The following is a 17,029-nucleotide window of genomic DNA, read 5'->3' as shown; positions in this document are numbered from 1 at the left end:
GGGCGCCGCGCACGCACAGATACCCTTGACACGTGACCGACGCCCAAGAGACCGCAGCAGACACATCACTGCGAACCACCGGGGGCGCTCCCCCGGACGACGTCGCCCCGGCGCCGATCCCCTTGCTCGAACCACGCGAGGGCATTCCACCGGTGGTGGCGTCCGACGACGACCTGGCCGGAGTGATCGCCGCCTTCGCCGCGGGCTCGGGCCCGGTGGCCGTGGACGCCGAACGGGCCTCCGGCTACCGCTACGGCCAGCGCGCCTACCTCGTACAGCTGCGCCGCGACGGCGCGGGCAGCGCGCTCGTGGACCCGGTGGGCTGCCCCGACCTGTCCGGCCTCGGTGAGGTCCTGCGCGGCACCGAGTGGATTCTGCACGCCGCGACGCAGGACCTGCCGTGCCTGCGCGAGATAGGGATGACGCCGACCGGGCTCTTCGACACCGAGCTGGCCGGACGGCTGGCCGGGTTCCCGCGGGTCGGCCTCGGCGCCATGGTCGAGAACGTCCTCGGCTACTCCCTGGAGAAGGGCCACTCCGCCGTCGACTGGTCCACCCGCCCGCTGCCCGAGCCCTGGCTGCGCTACGCCGCGCTCGACGTCGAACTCCTCATCGACCTGCGCAACGCCCTGGAGGACGAGCTCGACCGGCAGGGCAAGCTCGGCTGGGCCCGCGAGGAGTTCGACGCCATCGCCTCGGCGCCGCCCGCTCCCCCGCGCCAGGACCCCTGGCGCCGCACCTCCGGGATGCACAAGGTCCGCCGCCGCCGGCAGATGGCGGTGGTCCGGGAGCTGTGGAACACCCGCGACCGGATCGCCCGGCGCCGCGACATCTCGCCCGGCAAGGTGCTCGGGGACGCCGCGATCATCGAGGCCGCGCTCGCGCTGCCGCCCAACGTCCACGCGCTGACCGCCCTGCCCGGCTTCGGCCCGCGCATGGGGCGCCGCCAGCTGGAGCAGTGGCAGGGCGCCGTGGACCGGGCCAAGGCGCTGCCCGACACGGAGCTGCCGCAGCCCGGCCAGGCCGTCGCCGGACCACCCCCGCCGCGCGCCTGGGCCGACAAGGACCCGGCGGCCGCCGCCCGGCTCTCCGCCGCCCGCGCCGCGGTCTCCGCGCTGGCGGAGCGGCTGCACATGCCGCAGGAGAACCTGATCACGCCGGACACCGTGCGCCGGGTGTGCTGGGAGCCGCCGAAGAACCCGACGCCGGAGACGGTGGAGTCGGCGCTCGCGGGCTACGGCGCGCGGCACTGGCAGATCGAGCAGGTGGCCCCGCTGCTGCTCCGGACGCTCACCGGACCCGCGTAACCGGCCGGAACAGCGCAACGGAGGGGCGTATTCACGCCAGGTTCCGCGCGGCGCGCGCGGCGCCCGAATGGCCCGGACGGACTCGTTTCCGAGTCCGTCCGGGCCATTCGCCGTGTGCGGGGCGGCCGGGGCCGGGCAGTTTCCGCATGTGACCTTCGCCGCTCCGGCCACAGGGGGTGGGCAGCCCGGTTACTCGCAAGTAGCATGAGCGGAGCGGCGTGCCTTCTGGGCGCGCCCCGCAGCAGTGCCATCCCGCACCCTGGAGGAGAGCCATCGTGCCTCGTACCATCCGGGACGTCGTCTTCGTCGACGGCGTCCGCACCCCGTTCGGCAAGGCGGGCCCGAAGGGCATCTACCACGAGACCCGCGCCGACGATCTCGTCGTGAAGGCCATCCGGGAGCTGCTGCGCCGCAACCCGGACCTGGACCCCAAGAAGATCGACGAGGTCGCCATCGCCGCGACCACGCAGATCGGCGACCAGGGCCTCACGCTCGGCCGTACCGCGGGCATTCTGGCCGGGCTGCCGCAGTCCGTACCGGGCTACTCCATCGACCGCATGTGCGCGGGCGCCCTGACCGCCGTCACCTCGACGGCCGGCTCCATCGCCTTCGGCGCGTACGACGTCGTCGTCGCCGGCGGTGTCGAGCACATGGGCCGCCACCCGATGGGCGAGGGCGTGGACCCGAACCCGCGGTTCGTGTCGGAGAAGCTGGTCGACGAGTCCGCCCTGTTCATGGGCATGACCGCGGAGAACCTGCACGACCGCTACCCCACGATCACCAAGGAGCGCGCCGACGCCTACGCGGTGCGTTCGCAGGAGAAGGCCGCCAAGGCGTACGCCAACGGCAAGATCCAGCAGGACCTGGTGCCGATCTCGGTGCGCCGCACCAGCCCGGAGGGCGGGGAGACGGGCTGGGGCCTGGTCACCGCCGACGAGCCGATGCGCCCGGGCACCACCATGGAGTCCCTGGCCGGCCTGAAGACCCCCTTCCGCGCCCACGGCCGCGTCACGGCCGGTAACGCCGCCGGGCTCAACGACGGCGCCACCGCCTCGCTGCTCGCCGCCGAGGACGTCGCGCGCGAGCTGGGCCTGCCGGTCAAGATGCGCCTGGTCTCCTACGCCTTCGCGGGCGTGGAGCCGGAGGTCATGGGCTACGGGCCGATCCCGGCCACCGAGAAGGCCCTCGCCAAGGCCGGCCTGTCCATCTCGGACATCGGCCTCTTCGAGATCAACGAGGCGTTCGCCGTCCAGGTGCTGGCCTTCCTGGAGCACTACGGCATCGCCGACGACGACGCCCGCGTCAACGAGTACGGCGGCGCCATCGCCTACGGCCACCCGCTGGCCTCCTCCGGGGTCCGGCTGATGACCCAGCTGGCCCGCCAGTTCGAGGAGCACCCCGAGGTCCGTTACGGCCTGACCACCATGTGCGTCGGCTTCGGCATGGGCGCGACGGTCGTCTGGGAGAACCCGCACTTCGAGAACGCCGGAGGCGACAAGTGAGCACCACCACCGAGCTTCTGAAGGGCGCGGCCGAGCTGTTCCCGGACGAGGTCGTCACCCGGGCGCACGTACGCCACCTGGACCTGCCGGCCGGGGCGGGGCGCTTCGCCCTCATCACGCTGGACAACGGCCTGGACCACACCAAGCCGACCACCTTCGGACCGCAGTCGCTGGCGAACCTGAACGCCGCCGTCGACCAGGTCGAGAAGGAGGCCGCCGAGGGCGCGATCACCGGCGTCGGCATCACCGGCAAGCCGTTCATCTTCGCGGTCGGCGCCGACCTCAAGGGCGTCGAGCTGCTCAAGGAGCACAAGGACGCGCTGGCCATCGGCAAGGGCGGCCACGACGTCTTCCGCCGGCTCTCCGGCCTCGCGGTGCCCACCTTCGCGTACTACAACGGCGCGGCGATGGGCGGCGGGGTCGAGGTCGGGCTGCACTGCACGTACCGCACCGTCTCCAAGGCGCTGCCCGCGTTCTCGCTGCCCGAGGTCTTCCTCGGCCTGGTGCCCGGCTGGGGCGGCTGCGCGCTGCTGCCGAACCTGATCGGCGCCGACCGCGCGGTCTCGGTGATCATCGAGAACTCGCTGAACCAGAACCGTCAGCTCAAGGGCAAGCAGGTCTTCGAGCTCGGCATCGCCGACGCGATCTTCGAGGGCGCGGACTTCCTGGAGCGCTCGCTCGTGTGGACCGCCGACGTGCTCAACGGCACGGTCACGGTGGAGCGCCCCGACGTGGACCGCGGTGACGCCTGGGACCAGGCCGTCGCCCGCGGCCGCGCCATCGCCGACTCCAAGGTGCACGGCGCCGCCCCGGCCGCCTACCGCGCGCTGGAGATCATCGCCGCGGCCAAGGACGGCGACCTGTCCGCCGGCTTCGACCGCGAGGACCAGGCCCTGGCCGACCTGATCATGGGCGGCGAGCTGCGCTCCGGCATCTACTCCTTCAACCTGGTCCAGAAGCGCGCCAAGCGCCCGGCCGGTGCCCCGGACAAGAACCTGGCCCGCCCGGTCACCAAGGTCGGTGTGGTGGGCGCGGGCCTGATGGCCGGCCAGCTCGCCCTGCTGTTCCTGCGCCGCCTGGAGGTGCCGGTCGTGCTGACCGACATCGACCAGGAGCGCGTGGACAAGGGTGTGGGCTACGTCCACGCCGAGATCGAGAAGCTGCTCGCCAAGGGCCGCGTCAACCAGGACAAGGCCAACCGCCTCAAGGCCCTGGTCACCGGTGTGCTGGACAAGGCGGAGGGCTTCTCCGACGCCGACTTCATCATCGAGGCCGTCTTCGAGGAGATCGGCGTCAAGCAGCAGGTGTTCGCGGAGGTCGAGGCGGTCGCCCCGGCGCACGCGATCCTCGCCACCAACACCTCCTCCCTCTCGGTCACCGAGATGGCGTCGAAGCTCCAGCACCCCGAGCGGGTCGTCGGCTTCCACTTCTTCAACCCGGTCGCGATCCTCCCGCTGCTGGAGATCGTGCGCGGCGAGAAGACGGACGACGCCTCGCTGGCCACGGCCTTCGGGGTGGCCCGCAAGCTGAAGAAGACCGCGGTGCTGGTGAAGGACGCCCCGGCGTTCGTCGTCAACCGCATCCTCACCCGCTTCATGGGCGAGATCCAGAACGTCATCGACGAGGGCACCCCGGTCGAGGTCGCGGAGAAGGCCATCGAGCCGCTCGGCCTGCCGATGTCCCCGCTGGTGCTCCTGGAGCTGGTCGGCCCGGCGATCGGCCTGCACGTCTCCGAGACCCTGAACCGCGCCTTCCCGGAGCGCTTCACCGTCTCCGAGAACCTGGCGGCCGTCGTCAAGGCGGGCAAGCGCGGCTTCTACGTCTACGACTCCGGCAAGCCGGAGCTGGACCCGGAGGTCGCCGCCCTCCTCAAGCAGGGCGACACCGTCCTCACCGAGGAGCAGGTCCGCGACCGCGTCCTGGACGCGGTGGCCCAGGAGATCGGCCTGATGCTGGACGAGGGCGTCGTCGCCGAGGCCCAGGACATCGACCTCTGCCTGATCACCGGCGCGGGCTGGCCCTTCCACCTGGGCGGCATCACGCCGTACCTGGACCGCGAGGGCGTGTCGGAGCGGGTGAACGGGAAGAAGTTCCTGGCGCCGGGCGTGGCGAGCGTCCCGGCGTAACGCTCAGGCTCTTCGGAGAGGGTTCCGCACGCCCGGCTCAGGCCGGTTGTGCGGAACCCTCTCCTTCTTTTCACGTCACCAGGTGGGCAGCGCCGGATAGTGCTCGCAGCCCGGCCCGCAGGGCAGTCGGGAGGACATCGACGTGTGCAACCAGCTGTCTTCGGGGACACCGTGCACCTTCAGCTCCAGACTCGCCGCAGGCGAGTGAATGGCACTGAACACAGCCACGAACTCGACGGTGTGTATGCCGGACCGCCAGTCGTGGGCGTGTGCGACCCTCCAACTGCCGTCGTCCTGCACCGGAGCCTCGGCTATGAGCCGCCCCTGCTCCAACACCATGACCTTCTCGACGCCACGCCCCGCCTTGCCCGAGAACCGGGGGCGGGGGCCGTTCCACGACCCCTTGCGCGGTCCTACGACCTCGGGGGGTTCCAGCCGGTCGAGTACCTCGAACTCCGTCTCAGCCGACGTGGAAACAGCGTTTCCCGCGAGGGCGACCGCCGTCACCTTGTGGCTGCCCCCTGGCCACTGCACGGCGCGCCGCCACTGCCACGCGCCGTCCTCGGCGGTACGGGTGCCGCCGAGGTATTCGCCCTCCTCGAAGAAGAGCACGTACTCGGCGCCCTTGGGCGCGGTCCCCGTCAGCTTGCGGCCGGCACCGACCAGGGCGCCGGGAGCCGGTGAGGTGAAGGTCGGCGCGGCGGCGACCTCGGGCTGTGCGGTCAGTGCGAGCTGCGGCTGCTGCACGGTGAACTCGGTCTGCACGGGGGGCAGCTGTCCCGGCACCAGTCGTTGGGTGTCCACCAGTCCGGGCGGCAGCCCGGGCAGGGCGGCCAGCCCGCTCGCCACCAGCCTCGCCGCTTCACGGGCCCCGGCATGGTTGAAGTGGGAGGCGTCGATGACGCCCTGGGGGTGATTCGGGTGTTCCGCCGGGTCCAGCCACCGGTAGAACCCCTTGGCCCGCATGGGGCCGAGCTCAGTGAGTAGCTGAGTGGTGGAGGCCGTCATATCAATGACCGGGCAGCCGAGTTCCGCAGCCGCCTCCAGGGTCAGCCGAGGGTAGTCGTCATGCGTGTTCACCGGGTTGCCCGAGATGTCGAAGGTGCACCGGGCCGCTGGGGTGAGCAGGACGGGCACAGCGCCCTCGGTTCGAATCGCTTCGACGTAGAGCCGCAAGTACTCCTTGAACTCCCGCGCACCGTGGTACCGGTTGAGCTGGTTGATCCGCTGTTCGACGTTGCCGAAGGCGATGAGTACGAGGTCACCGTGGCTGATGAGGGTGAGCAACGCTGTGAATCGCCCTGTGTAGTAGGCCCGCAGCGTCATGGCATCGCGCGCGTAGTTGCGCACGTCGCACTCGGGCCGCAGGAACTCGGTGAGGTACTGGCCCCACCCGGCGAGCGGCGACTCCTCCTCGGTACGGGAGGCGGCAACCGAGTTGCCGATGATGCAGATCTTTCCCATGTCTTCTTCTCGTCTCCGTTGTCGCCTGGCCCCGAGGCGGGGGTCAGCCTGCCTGCCACGGGCCGAAACGGGTACCCCGCTCGGGCTCTTCCTGCCTCGCCCAGTGCAGTCGACCGTCTGTGCCGAGCACCGCGACCACTGCCCGGCCGTGAACATCGACCGCGACGGACGGTGCGCCGACCATCTGGATGTCGTGGCGCTCCCACTCGGGCTGTCCGGTGCCCCGGTCGTCCGTCGTCAGTGTGGCGACCGCCGGCCGGCTGTGTTCGTCCCTGCGGGCGAGGACCACGAGGTCGTGGTCCGGGGCGATCAGCCGGGCCGCGGCAATCGCACCGGTCCCTCCGTCGTCACTGAGCCGATCCACCCGCTGCTCCCACGTTCCGTTGGGCCGCTGCCGATGACGCATCACCGCTCCGGATTCCTCCTCCCGGTAGAACAGCGCCACTCGGCTGCGGCCGATCTGAACGGGGGTCAGCCCCGACGCGGGTCGCCAGCTCTCCGGCACGCCTGTCACCAGCTGATCCTCCAGCTTGAAGGGGCCGTATACGGTCTCCTGTCGCCACCGGACTCCGCCGGTCCTGTTCGCTGCGTACATGTCGATTCGGCCGGTGGACCGTGCCACCGTGGTGAGGGTGTCCTGCATTCCGCGGCCGCCGAGAACCTCCCAGCCGGCGAGCCCTTCCGGCGTCTCTCGGCGCATGCTGACGCCCACCGCGAAGTTGCGTACGAAGACGTGCAGATGCCCGGCCGGGTCCACCACCGCAGTGGGTACTCCAACCTCGCGGCAACGCTGCCAGTCTCGGGTGGCAGCGTCGGGGTTCCCCATCGACTCCCAGGGCAGCACGGAGCCCGTACGTCCCTGGCGCCACATGCGCACCACCTCTACGTCGACCCGCCCCTCAGCACCGGGCACGCGCCGCAGACCGACGAGGTGGACGCCGCCGGTGCGGTCGGGGGCGACGGCGAGGCACGGCACGAGGTCGCCGCCGGGCAGCAGAACCGGTCCCCCGAAGCGCCCGGAGCCGGCTTCCGTCTCCGTCCACACGGCCGCCTGGTCGCCCAGAACCGCGTATGCGGCGAGTCGGCCGTCCGTCTGCCGGTGCAACCACCGCGTGTCCTGCGGATAACGGCTGCGGGTGCTCCACCCGTATCGGCGTATGTCGGAACCGTCGCCGAGTTGGAGATCACCGCAGTAGCGGTGCGCACAGGCGTGGCCGTCGGCCCCTGTGTATACCTCGATCAGCGTCTTCTTCAGTGTGTGGGAACGCTCGCTGAGGTTGCTCGGCCAGTTCTTGTTCCCATAGCCCGTGAAGTGCTCGGTCAAAGGCGGGCGGCCCCCGGCACGCAGGTGTCTGCGGAGTGCCTCGCGGGCGAATTGAGCCGTGGCGGTGTGGTCCGCGTGATCGCTGGAGGTGATGCCGCGGTTCTCGTCGTACGACTCGTGCAGCGGGTCCGGGTCCATGGTCCACAGAAGCGTGGGCTGGGCATAGGAAAGCAATTGTGCAAGAGCGCCGACGACGTCCTCGCGGCTCAAGGCCTGTGCCTGGTGCAGGGGGGACTCAGCGGCAAGGAGGGTCGGCTGCCGGACGGCACGGCCGTCCCAGAGACCGGTCAGCCGCACTTTCGGCTGCTCTGCCGGGAACCCATGGGCGGCATCAACCATTCGCAGCCCCAGAAAGAAGAGCTGCACGTGCGGTGCGTCCGACAGATAGCACCGCTCAGCGGCCACACCGGGAACGAGTTCGACCGCCTCCCGGACCCAAGCGGCGTCCCTGGTGCCGAGGACCATGGTGGCGTAGGCGGCGCGCAGCCCGTTCTGCCGTGCCTCCATGTATCCGGCGTAGTCGACCGGAGCCTGCCCCCGCAGAGGGTCGCGCGTGTCCACGTTGCGCCCGTCCGCCTCGCCGGCGGTGAGGTAAACGCTCGTCACACGGTGGCCTGCGGCCAGCACCCGGTAGAGGTCGGGGTTGGCGAAGTAGAGATCGTCGTCGGCGTGCGCGAACACCTGGAAGAGCGAAGTGGAGTTCGCCTCGGCTGGTTGGGTCATGGTCGCTGAACGCTCCGATCGGACACGGCAGAGAAGGAGAAGTGGGGGCAGGACCGGCTCACAGCGGCCACCCCGGCAGACTCCCGGCGTGGAAGCGCTGGTTGCGCGGAGAGCCTGCCTCGAACTGGCTGGCCACCGGGAAGTACGAGGGCAGGAAGGCTGCCAGGACAGCGTCCTGCTCGTCCTCGGTCACGTCTCCGTCGTGGTAGTCGTTCAGGCAGAACACATCGTGCGGCCGGTTGAGCTGAAGGCGGGACAGACGCTGCCGATGCTCGCTGAGGCCCACGTTGACGAAGCCGCAGTTGATGCTGCCCGGTGCCGATCGCTGGGTGTGAAAGCCGAAGTAGTGGTGCAGGGACGAGGCGACAGCGAGATCGGAGTGGCTGCGGAAGCGACTGGCAGCGGTGCGGGTGACGGCGGGTCCGTAGTAGTGCTCGATGTCCGCGAGGACGCTGCGGCGCAGGGGGTGAGGCGCGTGCAGGAACGAGTGGGCGATGGTCTGCCCGAAGGACCCGGCTATCAGTTCGCGGTTGTTCTTGGCGGCACTCACGTTGAACTCGTCGGCGACCGTGATCGGCCCCATGGGCACGGTCGTCGGAGACATGAAGTGTTTGGCGACACCGTTGCTGTGGAAGAACATGCTCGGCTGGAGCACCCGGCCGACGAAGACGTCGTCGTTGAAGTACAGGAAGTGCTCGGAAAGCCCATCGATATGGTGCAGTTGGCTCTCGATGGCGTGCGAGTTGTATGTCGGCAGCGCGGACGGGTCGGTGAAGACCTCCCGGTGGTCGACCACACGGACCCTCGGGTGGTTCAGGTCGAGCCATTCCGGTACCTGCTGGTCAGTGACCAGGTAGATGGTGCGAATCCAGGGGGCGTACATGTCGATCGAGCGCAGTGAGTAGCGCAGTTCATCGCGGTCGCGGAAGCGGGCGGCGCTGCTCGCGGAGTCCTCGGTCTGCATGCCGAGGGCCTGCATAACCGCGTTCTTCCGTTCCAGCCAGGCGATGTCCCCGCCGTTGACCCAGGTGTAGACGGCGTCGATGGGGAAGTCGACGTCCCCGTGGACGGGAACGGCATACGGCTCGATCGTGGGGTAGGTCCGTCCGCCCCGTACTGTCGCGACCATGTTCATGGTCTGGGTGGAGACCCGGTCGCCCACCACGGTGCGCACGGGTGAGACCAGGGTGCTCGCATCGTCCGGGTCCTCCTCCCAGAAGTTGATGGTGCATCCGTAGACCCCGGCGAGACGAAGCGTGCGGGCAGGTGTGACGGCGTTCTGATAGACGCGTACTGCGGAGCAGGGCGCCTGGGTGTACTGCTCCGCAAAAGCTGCCAGGAAGGTGGCAGTTGGGCTCTGGCGTTCATTGAGCAGTGCCACGTACACCGCGTTGTCCGAGTGCGCCGCGGTGAGCGCCTTGAGCACGGCCTCCCGGTTGGACGCGTGGACAGCCACCGCGTGCCTGACGTTGGTGTCTCTGGTCAGGAAGTACGGGATGCGCGCGTTCTCCAGGGCCGTCGCGACCAGCGCCAGGTTGTACTGGACCACATCCCAGGGGGATTCGCTGCCCATACGGCGGCACAGCTGCCCGCCATCGCGCACGAGGGACCGGTCGGTACGCAGCAACCGCTCCTCCAAAGCGCGCTGGGCCTTGGTGTCGATGGTCGTAGCCGGGGCCGGAGCGGCCGGGCGAAGGATTCCGTCCTGGCCGCTCATCAATGCGTGCAATGCCTGGCGTTCCGCCTTGCGTGACTCCCGGTCCCCGGAGGCCCGTGCGGCGTGCAGCTCGGCGAAGATCGTCTCCCACATGGCGGTGACCACGGGGGGTGCCAGCCGGGCAACCGATTCCGCTGCCGCGTGGCCCATGGCATGGCGAAGTTGCGCGTCCTCGATCAGGCGGATGAGCGCATGGGCGGCTGCGTCCGTGTCCCCGGCCGGCACAAGGATGCCGGTCTGGCCGTCCAGGATGACTTCACGCGGACCGTTGGGGCAGTCATACGAAACCACCGGCACCCCGGCGGCCTGAGCCTCCGTAAGTACCAGGGGAAATGCCTCGTTGCGGGACGTCATGAGGGCGATGCTGGCCTTGGCCCACTCCTCCGCCAGATGTGGGGAGTTGCCATTGAGTTGAACGCTGTCGTGCAAGCCGAGCATGTCGATCTGGCGCCGCAGGCCACCGGCGAGCGGACCGTCCCCGAAGATGCGGAGCCGCCATGTGGGATGTCTGCGGACGACAGTGTCCCAGATGGTGATCGCGTGGTCGATCTGCTTCTCGCCGACCAGGCGGCCCGCAATGACGACGCTTTGGGTCTCCAGGGTCGAGCGGGGTCGGAATCCGCGCGGCAGAGCGTTGGGGACGACGTCGATGCGCGGCGCGCTGTGGCCTAGGGTCTCGGCAAACCAGTCACGCGTGCGGTTGCTGAGCACGGCGAGGGCGTCCAAGCGGGAGGCGTAACGCAGCAGCGGTTCGGCGCTGGCGCCCCGCAGCTCGGAAACCCGGTGCTCCTGGTGGAGCGTCATCAGGTGCGGGGGTGCCAGCTGCACCGCGAGGGCCATCAGCGCCGGCGTAGTGGTGATCAGCAGGTCCGTGTCGGTGTGCTGGAGGGCGTACTCCAGTTCCAGGTCGGTCAACCGGTTGAATGCGGCTTCCCATGCGGGGTCGACCAGGCTGCTCGGCCGGTCCGCGACCTGTGCCCATGCCTCGGAGGCGAGACCGGTGGGACGGATGGGGGCAGGAGTGGCACCGGTCTGGTCGATGAGGTAGTCGACGCGGATGCGCTCATCGATCGGGAAGAACAGCTCGGGCTTGGTCTTGAGGATGCTCATCACGCGGACGTCATGGTTGCCCACGAGTTCGGCGGCCTGGTTGAACACCGCTCGTTCGGTGCCCCCCACGGCGTCCGCGGTGAGCAGGAGAAAGGTGATCTTCATGAGGTGCGGTTACACGGCTTCCGTCATCGGGCTGCACTGGATGCGGAAATTACCCGCGGGTGTGTAGCGGGGCAGTACGAGGAGGGGGTGCAGGCCCATGGGCGTGACCGCGGTCTGCCGGTAAGCGAAGACACGTCCGGGATTGCGGACGTCGTGAAGGCGTCGGCCCAGGCGCATGTCGCGCAGGTTGTCGGAGATGAGGATCAGGTCCCACTGCTCGGCACGGTCCCGGGTGGGGACCATGAGATCCAGCGGCACGGTCACCTGCCAGAGGCCGTCGCCGGACGGTTCCGCGACGGCTTCGAGACGGCGGCCGGAGGCGGCGAACTCGACGGATGGGGCCTTGGGCTCGGCGCCCACCACACGGAAGGTCACGTCCACCTGGCTGTGGGTCACGTGGACCCGTACGACCTCTGTCGACGGCTGCGGCCGACTGAAGGTGACCAGGGCGTTTCCGGTGACGCTGCGACCGAGCCGGTAGCGGCCGCCGGTAGCGGCGGACGCCTCCATGGGGCGCGTCGGACCACCGTACGGAACGGGCGGGTCCACCAAGAGCAGCGGCAGTGAACGCCGTCGGAGCCCGCGGGACAGGCGCAGCCGGATCTTCCAGCGGCCGGGCGTCAGCGGTAGGCCGTTCACTTCCTGCCCGAGCAGGATCGCGGCGTCCATCGCCACTCCCCCGTCGTGGTCGGAGTAGACCTTGGCAGCTGCTGTGTGCCGACGGCCTCGGCGCTTCAACTCGATCCGGGCGCCCTCGTCCGGTCGTACCCAGTGCGGCATCCGGGCGTGGAGGTTCACGGTCTGCCCGTCGAGCACGGCGGCGTAGCGGAGCACAGCCGCGCGACCCTGACGGCGGGGCAGGAAGTAGCGACGCAGCAGGACCGACCGGACGCGGGCGGTCCGGCGGCGCAATGCCCGCATGGGGCGTCGGCGTTTCATCTGGCAACTCCGTCAGCGAGGCCGTTGTGCGTGGAAACCGCGTCGAGCGTCGTGTGCGGGACGCGGCGGTCGGTGAGCCGGGTGGGCCCGACGACCCCGTCGGGTAGCTCGTAGCGACTGGGGACGGGGAAGTACCGGTCAAGAAACGATCGGACCATGCGTTCCTGGGCCTCGGGGTCGGGGTGCTCGACGGTGTCGTTCAGGCAGAACGTGTCGAAGTTCCGGTGGGCCAGGAGGTTGTCCAGGCGTCGCCGGGCCTGGTCGGCGGCGAGGTCGATGTACTGGTAGCGCAGGTTCCCGGTGGTCGTGCGACCGGTGTGGAAGCCGTAGTAGTGGTGCAGGGAGGAGGCGATGGGGACGTCCTCGGGCGACCGGAAGCGGGAGTGCTGGGTGCGGTGGTGCTCCGCGCTGTAGACCAGTTCGATGTCGGAGAGGATGCTGCGCCGCAGTGCGTGCGGGGTGTGCTTCATCTTCTGCGCGATGCGGGTGCCGAAGGACCGCTCGATCAGGGCCCGGCTGTTCTTGCCCGCGGCGTTCACCGGCAGGTCCTCAGTGGCGACGGGGCCGCTGGGGATGAGTGCTTTGGACTGGAAGAACTTGGTCAGGCCGTTGGTGTGGAAGAAGCGGTCGGCGCCGACCGGGCGGCCGAGGAACACGTCGTCGTTGAAGTACAGGAAGTGCTCGGACAGGCCCTCGATGTGGTGGAGCTGACTCTCGATGGCGTGCGAGTTGAACGTGGGCAGGGCGGTCGGGTCGGAGAAGATCTCGCGGTGGTCGACGACCTTGATGCCGGGTGCCTCGGTGTCCAGCCAGCTGGGCACCTGGCCGGCGGTGACCAGGTAGATGGTGCGGACCCAGGGCGCGTACTGGTGCAGGGAGCGCAGGGAGTAGCGCAGCTCGTCGCGGCTGGTGAAGCGGGAGTCGTTGGCGGCCTGGGCGTGCAGCGTGCGGGCGGGGCTTCCCGTGCGGCCCGAGCGGGCGGCGTCGCGTTCGGCGCTCCACTGGGAGTCGGAGTCGTCGACCCAGGTGTAGACGACGTCGATGGGGAAGAGGTGGTCCTCGGCCAGGGGCTGGGTGAACTCGGCGACCGTGCGGGCGCTGCCGGTGGTGTAGGCGCCGGGGATGAGGGCGAACAGGGCCTGCGGGACGGTGTAGCGGGGGGCGTCGACCGGTACCTCGGCCACCACCCGGTTGGGGCGGGGTGCCTCGAGCAGTCCGTCGCGCTCCTTCCAGAACTCCACGTCGCAGCCCTGGTCGGCGCCGAAGGAGAGTTCCTGGGTGGGGTCGGTGACGTACCAGGCGAGCCGGAGGGCGTCGTGCCTGCGGAGCTGGCGCCAGGACTTGGCGTTGTCGCCCGGGCGCATGCCGGACTCCGCCGCGGTGGCGGCGCCGACGTAGCCGGGGGTCTGGTCGAAGGCGATCTGGAACATTTCCTCGGCCGCTTCGCGCTGGTCGGCGGGGACCGCGACGGTGGGCAGGTCCTTGGTGGCGCCCCGGATGCAGAAGTAGTCGATCCCGCCGGCTTCCAGCGCGGCGATGAGGATGTGGAGGTTGCGGGCCCGGGCGGCCCAGGCCGTGGCGCCGTCGACGACGAGGGCGTGCATGTGCCGGCCCTTGACGCGTACGACGCGGCGGGTGGCGGCGACGCTGTGCCGGGGGGCGTTGCGGCGGCCGCCCATCGCCCACACGACGGTCGCGGACCGGATGGCGTCGACGGAGCCGAAGGACGACTTGACCGCGGAGCGCAGCGGGGCCGGCACCTTGCGGACGATGCGCCTCCGTGCCCCGGCCGGCACCACGGACCGGTACGCCGAAACCAGCGATCCCGCCTCCGGATTGCCGGAACCGACCACGAGGCATCCACCACCCACGCCACTGCGGTCCAGCGCCCGACTCGACCGGACGCCTCGTTGCGGCCGGACGAGGACGGCATGAGACCGAAACCTGTCATCCCCCATGAAGACCGCCCCGCGAGGCGGTCGAGCTTGCTCACTTGTGAACAAGCCACAGAACCTTCACACAAAGAAGTGGTCAACGTCCAGTTAAAAAAGTGGACATATGCAACAAATGCCAGTGATGAATACCACTGAAAAGTCGTACAGCCTTTTACGGCTTCACGAAAACACCATGTAACGGCGAAATGACGACCCGCCGTCGATCAGCACACAGCCGGTTCACAGCCTGAGCCACTGCGGCGAGAGCGTGAGACCCGGACCCGGCTCCTGGCGGGCAAGAGACATCGAGCCGTCCTTGCCATGCACCGCCACGACGACACGACCGTGGCCGTCCACAGCCAGCGCCGGAGCACTGGTGCACTCCTCCGCGGTGTCGGACCACCAGACTCCGTCCTGCTCCGCGCCGGTCCCACAAACCCCGATCAGCAGCGTTCCTCCCGTTCCGCGCTGTGCCAGGACCGTGCAGTCATAGCCGTCGAGCATGGTGCGCAGGGCCACGACGGCCCCCTCTCCGGGATGTCCGCCGAGCAGCACGGGCCAGGCACCGGCCCGGTAGGCGACGATCCCGGCCGTGGCCGCGTCGGTCCAGTAGTACGTGAGCCGGTCCGGCGCCGTCTCCAGCGCCGTCGCGGAGCCCTCCAGGGCGTAGAACTGCAGGGCGGGGGCCATCACCAGCGGGCCGTCCGGTGCCTCCTGGCGCCACTGCTGCACGCCCCGGTCGCCCGTGACGAAGACCTCCACGAGGCCGCCGGAGGTCACCGAGGGCACGATCTCCGCGGAGAGGCCGCTGCCCTTGAGGTCCTGCCAGGAGCCCCACTTGCCGCCCTTGCCCTCGCGGCGCATCTGGAGGCCGCGGCCCGCGTTGCGCGCGAAGACGAAGACGGTGCCCTGGGCGTCGACGGCCCCGGCCGGGGCGCCCACCTTCAGGCCCCGTTCCCGGTCGCGGTAGATGTTGCCGAGGGAGCGCCACTCCGTGACGGGGCGGCCCGTCTGGTACTGGACGGCGTGCACGAAGTCCACGTGGGGGCCCTCGGCGTCGCGGCCCTCGCGGCGGCCCAGGAAGTGGACGTAGGCGTTGGCGCCCTGGACGACGGTCAGGTCGGTCAGGCCCTCGATCGCGAAGAGGTCGGGGCCGTCCCAGGCGTCGCCGGCGACGCTTCGCTGCGTCCAGCGCAGCAGTCCGCCGTCCGTGCGGGCGTACAGCGTGAGCCTGCCGTCCTTACCGAGCGTCATCCAGCGTCCGCGCGGGGTCCCGGTGACCCGGTGACCGCCGGACGGAGGAGCCGACAGCAGGGCGCCGCCCGAGAAGTCCGGTTTCCTTCTCCTCATACCCCCTGGCCCCCCTGCCCTTCACCGGCTCTTCATCCCGCGCACACGGGACCAATAGCATCATATGCTCAGCCCCGGCCTGCCGGGCGCGGCCGTTCAGTCCCCGGTCACCGGGAACCAAAACACCCGTTCGCACGATCCTCTGTTCTATAGTGCACGCTCAGTCATACACGCACGGACCGGCCGCGCCCCCCACCCGAGTCCCACGCACTCCACAGCCCGCCCCAGGGGCCACGAGATTTGAGGACTCGACCACGATGACCCATGACGCGACAGCCGAGAGCACGCAGGAAAGCAGTCCGGCGTCCCCCGGCCGCGCGGGGAAGCGCAAGGCGAGCCGCAAGGCAGGCCGCAAGCGGCGCCGCGGCCTCAAGATCACCCTGATCGTCCTGCTCGTCCTGCTCATCGCCGCAGGCGGCACGGCCTACTGGCTCTACAGCCGGCTCGACGGCAACATCACCGGCGTCGACATCAACAAGGCGCTCGGCGAGGACCGCCCCGAGAAGCTGCCGACCAGCGGGCAGAACCTGCTCGTCCTCGGTTCGGACTCGCGGGCCGGGTCCGAGAACAAGGAACTCGGCGGCGGGGCCGGGGTCAGCGGGGCACGCTCCGACACCGCGCTCGTCGTGCACATCCCGGAGGGCCGGGACAAGGCCGTCGCCGTGTCCATCCCGCGCGACACCCTCGTCACCCGGCCCGAGTGCACCAAGGCGGACGGCTCGACGGTGCCCACCGCGAACCGTGTGATGTTCAACTCGGTCTACTCGCAGGTCGGCCCGTCCTGCGTGGTCAAGACCGTCGAGAAGATGTCCGGCGTGCGCATCGACCACTACCTGGAGATCAACTTCGCCGGGTTCAAGGGGCTGGTCGACGCCATCGGCGGCGTCACCATCGACGTCAAGGAACCCATCCACGACAAGAAGACCGGGCTGGACCTCGAAGCCGGCCCGCAGAAGCTCGACGGCACCGAGTCCCTGAAGTTCGTCCGCACCCGCTACAGCCTGCGCGACGGTACGGACCTGAGCCGCATCGGCCTCCAGCAGCAGTTCCTCGTCGCGCTGCTCAAGGAGGTCAAGAACCAGGACCTGCTGGGCAGCCCGACCAGCGCCTACAAGATCGCCAACTCGGCCACCGCCGCCCTGACCACCGACGACGAGCTGGCCTCGCTCACCTCGCTGGCGAAGTTCGCCCGCTCGATGAACGGGGTCGACCCGGAGTCGATGGAGACGATCATGCTGCCCGTCGAGTACGACAAGATCGACCGCAACCGCGTCGTGGCCGTCGAGTCGCGCGCGTCGGCCCTGTGGAAGGCGATCCGCGAGGACGCGCCGATCCCCGAGTCCGCCAAGAAGTCGCCCGCGCTCGGCCAGGGCTGACCCGGCGTCCGGGGCCGGGACCCCGGACGCACAGAACGGAAAGGAGCGGGGC

10 protein-coding genes are annotated in these 17,029 nt (G+C 69.8%); 4 read left to right on the top strand and 6 right to left on the bottom strand.

Annotated features, from left to right (window positions below):
* The first annotated feature begins 32 nt into the window (after positions 1-32).
* From DNK56_RS29465 to DNK56_RS29455, 3 genes are all read left to right on the top strand, one after another.
* Positions 33-1,307, top strand: a complete 1,275-nt coding sequence (locus DNK56_RS29465; RefSeq protein ID WP_199563583.1) for an HRDC domain-containing protein — start codon at positions 33-35, stop codon at positions 1,305-1,307.
* 275 nt (positions 1,308-1,582) lie between these two features.
* Positions 1,583-2,809 (top strand): thiolase family protein, encoded by a 1,227-nt coding sequence (locus tag DNK56_RS29460; RefSeq protein ID WP_111338818.1) that lies wholly within the window; start codon positions 1,583-1,585, stop codon positions 2,807-2,809.
* Complete coding sequence (locus DNK56_RS29455; protein ID WP_111338817.1) at positions 2,806-4,935, top strand: 3-hydroxyacyl-CoA dehydrogenase NAD-binding domain-containing protein; 2,130 nt, start codon at positions 2,806-2,808, stop codon at positions 4,933-4,935. Before DNK56_RS29460 ends, DNK56_RS29455 begins: the two co-directional genes overlap by 4 nt.
* Positions 4,936-5,010: 75 nt before the next feature.
* Here the strand turns inward: DNK56_RS29455 and DNK56_RS29450 are convergent, their stop codons facing one another.
* From DNK56_RS29450 to DNK56_RS29425, 6 genes are all read right to left on the bottom strand, one after another.
* Positions 5,011-6,399, bottom strand: coding sequence for a GDSL-type esterase/lipase family protein (locus tag DNK56_RS29450; RefSeq protein ID WP_111338816.1), 1,389 nt, complete (start codon positions 6,397-6,399; stop codon positions 5,011-5,013).
* 43 nt (positions 6,400-6,442) lie between these two features.
* Positions 6,443-8,446: a PIG-L family deacetylase gene (locus tag DNK56_RS29445; protein ID WP_111338815.1), complete on the bottom strand. Its 2,004-nt coding sequence runs from the start codon at positions 8,444-8,446 to the stop codon at positions 6,443-6,445.
* 58 nt (positions 8,447-8,504) lie between these two features.
* Entirely contained in the window at positions 8,505-11,378 is a 2,874-nt protein-coding gene (locus DNK56_RS29440; protein WP_111338814.1) for a stealth conserved region 3 domain-containing protein, read from the bottom strand.
* 9 nt (positions 11,379-11,387) lie between these two features.
* On the bottom strand, positions 11,388-12,317 hold the full coding sequence (locus tag DNK56_RS29435) for a hypothetical protein (protein WP_111338813.1): 930 nt from the start codon (positions 12,315-12,317) through the stop codon (positions 11,388-11,390).
* On the bottom strand, positions 12,314-14,116 hold the full coding sequence (locus DNK56_RS29430) for a stealth family protein (protein WP_111339661.1): 1,803 nt from the start codon (positions 14,114-14,116) through the stop codon (positions 12,314-12,316). The genes DNK56_RS29435 and DNK56_RS29430 overlap by 4 nt, the downstream gene beginning before the upstream one ends.
* A 375-nt stretch (positions 14,117-14,491) precedes the next feature.
* Positions 14,492-15,505: a hypothetical protein gene (locus DNK56_RS29425; protein WP_111338812.1), complete on the bottom strand. Its 1,014-nt coding sequence runs from the start codon at positions 15,503-15,505 to the stop codon at positions 14,492-14,494.
* 353 nt (positions 15,506-15,858) lie between these two features.
* Between DNK56_RS29425 and DNK56_RS29420 the strand changes: the two genes are divergently transcribed.
* Positions 15,859-16,977 carry an LCP family protein gene (locus DNK56_RS29420; RefSeq protein ID WP_111338811.1) on the top strand — a complete coding sequence of 373 codons (1,119 nt, stop codon included), beginning with the start codon at positions 15,859-15,861 and terminating at the stop codon, positions 16,975-16,977.
* Positions 16,978-17,029: the final 52 nt, after the last annotated feature.

The organism is Streptomyces sp. AC1-42W (assembly GCF_003248355.1).
Lineage (GTDB): Bacteria > Actinomycetota > Actinomycetes > Streptomycetales > Streptomycetaceae > Streptomyces.
This window is presented reverse-complemented; position numbering and strand designations above follow the sequence as displayed.